The sequence below is a fragment of the Streptomyces sp. NPDC057654 genome, assembly GCF_042800135.1.
GTDB lineage: Bacteria > Actinomycetota > Actinomycetes > Streptomycetales > Streptomycetaceae > Streptomyces.
Genome location: NZ_JBHVHQ010000860.1, coordinates 1 through 3,640 on the forward strand (window position 1 = coordinate 1; position 3,640 = coordinate 3,640).

2 protein-coding genes and 1 pseudogene are annotated in these 3,640 nt (G+C 66.6%); 1 reads left to right on the top strand and 2 read right to left on the bottom strand.

Annotation, left to right across the window (positions count from 1 at the left end):
- On the bottom strand, positions 1-676 hold a 676-nt coding region (locus ACFU99_RS37285), incomplete at its 3' end, for a carbohydrate ABC transporter permease (RefSeq protein ID WP_384401197.1).
- Positions 677-688: 12 nt separating this feature from the next.
- Positions 689-1,951, bottom strand: a complete 1,263-nt coding sequence (locus ACFU99_RS37290; protein ID WP_384401200.1) for an ABC transporter substrate-binding protein — start codon at positions 1,949-1,951, stop codon at positions 689-691.
- Positions 1,952-2,233: 282 nt separating this feature from the next.
- On the opposite strand from ACFU99_RS37290, the pseudogene ACFU99_RS37295 reads away from it, so the two are divergent.
- A pseudogene (locus ACFU99_RS37295) lies at positions 2,234-3,493 on the top strand (glycoside hydrolase family 27 protein); the annotation flags it as partial.
- Between the last annotated feature and the right edge of the window lie 147 nt (positions 3,494-3,640).

The following is a 3,640-nucleotide window of genomic DNA, read 5'->3' on the forward strand; positions in this document are numbered from 1 at the left end:
CGTTCACGGGGCGCAGGGTCGGCAGAACGACCCGGAAGAACGTCTGGCGCGGGCCCGCGCCGTCGATGGCCGCGGCCTCTTTGAGCGTCGGGTCGACGGATTTCAGCCCGGCGAGGTACAGGATCATCACATAGCCGGTGTGCCGCCAGCCCGCCGCGAGCAGGATCATCCAGATATTGAGGTCGGGGTCGCCGAGCCAGTCCACCGGATTGTCGCGGGCGAGTACGGCGTTGAGCGCGCCCTGGTCGCGGGAGAGGATCAGCTGCGCGATGAATCCGACGATCGCGAGCGAGAGCACGACCGGCATATAGAGGGTGGACTGGTAGAAGCGGCTGAAGCGGACGCCGCGGTCGAGGAGTACGGCCAGCAGCAGCCCGAACGGGGTGGCGATCAGCCCGAGGAAGGCGAGCCACAGCAGATTGTTGCGGGCGGCCGGCCAGAACGGCGGGTAGTCGGTGAACAGGTCGTGGTAATTCTGCCCGCCGACCCATTTGATGTCGCCGATCCCGTCCCAGCTGGTGAAGGAGAGACCGACGGAGGCGAGGGTCGGGCCCCAGATGATGGCCAGGTCGAGCAGTACGGGTATGCCCAGCAGCACGCCGATGACGGCGAGGTCGCGGCGGGTGAACCGCCGCGGGCCGCGCCGCCGGGCGCGCCGTGTGGTGACGGAAGGCACGGCGCGCAGCTCCTACTCACCGGCGAACATCGACTTTTTCTGGGATTCGATGGATTTGAGCAGGCCGTCGATGTCGCCGGGGTCGTTGATGAAGCGCTGGATGGACGGGATCATCACGGTCTGCGCGAAGTCGGGCCGGGTGTCGCGGTCCATGAACTGGGAGATCTGCTTCGCACCGGAGACGAGTTCGGCCGCTTTCTTCTGCAAGGTGTTGTACGAGCCCGTGGACGCCCGGTCGTTGACGGCGACGTTGTTGGGGTCGCTCTTCAGATAGCTCTCCTCGGCGCCCGGCGTGGCGAGATATTTCAGCAGATCCTTCGCACCCTTCTTGTCCTTGGCCTTCTTCGCCATGAGGAAGCCGTCGACGGGCGCCTCCACCGCCTCCTGGCCGTACCGTGAGTCGATCTCCGGGAAGGGGAAGAAGTCGAGATCCTCGCGGTCGGCGGCGGTGAACTGCTGGCCGGGGTGCGGGAGGCCGAGCACGGTCATGCCGGCCTTCTTCCGCGCGAGGCTCTGCGCGGCCTCCTGCCAGGTGCGGCCGTTGGCGCCCTGCTGGTGATAGGGCAGGATGCCGCGCCAGAGGTCGAATACGCGCTTGACCCTGGGGTCGGTCCAGGATTCCTTGCCGCGCATGAGCGAGAGGTGGAAGTCGTAGCCGTTGGCGCGCATATCGAGGTAGTCGAAGGTGCCCATGGCGGGCCAGCCGTCCTTGTCGCCGAAGGCGATCGGTACGAGCCCGTCCCCCCGCATCCGCCGGGCGAGCGCCGTGTACTGGTCGAAGGTCTTCGGCACCTCGTAACCGCGTTGCTGGAAGACGCTCTTCCGGTAGAACACGGCCCACGGATAGTAGTAGTACGGCACGAAGTACTGTTTGCCGTCCTCGCCGGTGGACTGGTCCTTCAGCGCCTTCGAAAAGCCCTGGAACCCCGTCCACAGGTCGCTGATGTCGGTGAGCAGCCCCTTCTCGGCGAAGAACTGCATCCGGTATCCGGCGAACCACATGAATACGTCGTCCGGACTACCCTTGAGATACCGGTTGATGTTCTGTTGAAAGCTGTTGTGGTCAACGGTGTTGACTTTGACCTTCTTCTTCGACTTCTTCTCATAGGCCGCGAAGGAATCCGCGAACGCCTTCTTGGGCACCGGGTCCGAGGCATTCGAGCCCAGGGTGATGCCGTCGCCGCCGGGGCCGTCGCCGCAGGCGCTGAGCAGGGCGGGGAGGGCGACCGCTCCGGCGCCGAGCGCTGAGGCCCGTAGCAGCGTCCGGCGGGACATCCGATGTCCCGTGTCCCCCGGGACTCCTGCGGCTTCGCGTTGTCCGGCCGTACCGCTGAACGATGACTGTGCCATGTCCCCCTCCTCAGGGGTGCAATCGAACACAACCGAACGCAAGTGTTGGGATCTCACCGTCAAGTTCGGGCACCGTCAAGGGTTTTGACACGAAGGCGGGGAACCGTTACCGCATCTCTTCCAACAGAGTCCAACACGGTCTACCGTAAACGCGCGTTGGTGACACGTACATGACGCCATGTATTCCTCTGACGGACGGAGTACCGCATGCTGCGCCATCTTCCCGCTGCTTTCACCGGCCGAAGAGTCATCGGATCGCTCGCCGCCGCACTGCTCTGTACAGCGGGCCCGTCCGGACTGGCCGGGCCCGCAGCCGCGCACAGCTCCGGAACCCAGCACACCGCGACGCCCGGCTCCGCCGAGACCCGCTCGCCCCGCCTCCCCGACGGGCTCGCCGCCACGCCGCCCATGGGCTTCAACAACTGGAACTCGACGCACTGCCGCGCCGAGTTCGACGAGTCGATGGTCAAGTCCATCGCCGACATCTTCGTCACCAAGGGGCTCAAGGCCGCCGGGTACCAGTACGTCAATCTCGACGACTGCTGGGCGCTCCCGCAGCGCGACGCGAACGGCAAGCTGGTCCCCGACCCCCAGCGCTTCCCTAACGGCATCAAGGCCGTCGCCGACTACGTCCACTCCAAGGGGCTGAAGTTCGGCATCTACACGAGCGCGGGCGTCAAGACGTGCAGCCCGACGGGCTTCCCCGGCGCGCTGTACCACGAGAAGTCCGACGCTCAACAATTCTCGGAGTGGGGCGTCGACTACCTCAAGTACGACAACTGCAACAACCTCGGCCTGGACGCCAAGAAGCGTTACATCACCATGCGCGACGCGCTCAAGGCCACCGGCCGCCCCATCGTCTACGCCCTGTGCGAATGGGGCCAGAACAAGCCCTGGGAGTGGGCCGCGGACGTCGGCCACCTGTGGCGCACGACCGGCGACATCAGCGACCGGTGGAGCAGCATGCTCGGCATCCTCAAGCAGAACCTGCCGCTCGCCCCGTACGCGGGCCCCGGCCACTGGAACGACCCCGACATGCTGGAGGTCGGCAACGGCGGCATGACGGACACCGAGTACCGCACCCACTTCTCCCTGTGGTCGATGATGGCCGCACCCCTGCTCATCGGGACCGATCTGCGCACGGCGACCCCCGAGACGTACGAGATCGTCTCCAACCGCGAGATCATCGCGCTCGACCAGGACGCGCTCGGCAAGCAGGGCACGGTCCTGTCCTCCGACGGCGGGCGCTGGACCGTCGTCAAGCAGCTGAAGGACGGCGACCGCGCCGTCGCCCTCTTCAACGAGACGGACCAACCGCAGAAGATCGCGACCACCGCCAAGGCCGTCGGCATGCCCGCGGCCCCCACGTACCGGCTGCGCGACCTCTGGCAGCACAAGCACCACAACACGCACGGCGACATCAGCACCACCGTCCCGGCACACGGCACCGCCGTCTACCGGATCTCGACGGTGAAGCAATGAGCGGGGCGGCACTGAGCACGGTGCGGCGCTGAGACACTGCGCGCACCGCGGCCCGCCCGTGACGTACGGCGTAGGCGACGGCCTACGCCGTCGGCGCCGCCATCTCCTGCCCCGCGCTCCACAGCCCCAGCT